The organism is Ochrobactrum sp. SFR4 (assembly GCF_019730395.1).
Taxonomy (GTDB): domain Bacteria; phylum Pseudomonadota; class Alphaproteobacteria; order Rhizobiales; family Rhizobiaceae; genus Pseudochrobactrum.
Window position 1 is genome coordinate 1 of the sequence record NZ_JAAPBB010001326.1, and the last position, 239, is coordinate 239.

At 50.6% G+C, this 239-nt stretch carries 1 protein-coding gene; it reads right to left on the reverse strand.

Annotation, left to right across the window (positions count from 1 at the left end; genetic code table 11):
* The coding region (locus tag HBA93_RS23330) for a TIM barrel protein (RefSeq protein WP_353619440.1) at positions 1–238 on the reverse strand (238 nt) is incomplete at its 3' end.
* Position 239 lies beyond the last annotated feature (1 nt).

Below are 239 nucleotides of genomic sequence, written 5' to 3' on the forward strand. Positions count from 1 at the left end.
CCGATGGTGTTTTGATTTTAACCGCATAGGTAATGGCTTCATCTATAGCCGCCCGGGCATCCTGCACACGATCAGGCAGAGCGAGCAAACCATTTTCACCTGCAGCACCACGTCTGGTATTTAAGCCCAGCATGGTCAGACCTGTATCAGTCAAAGCCTTGGCAACGTCTTCGGCAGGCGTATTATAAGGCCAATGACATTCTACAGCATCAAAACCTGCGGCTTTGGCCTGACGGATT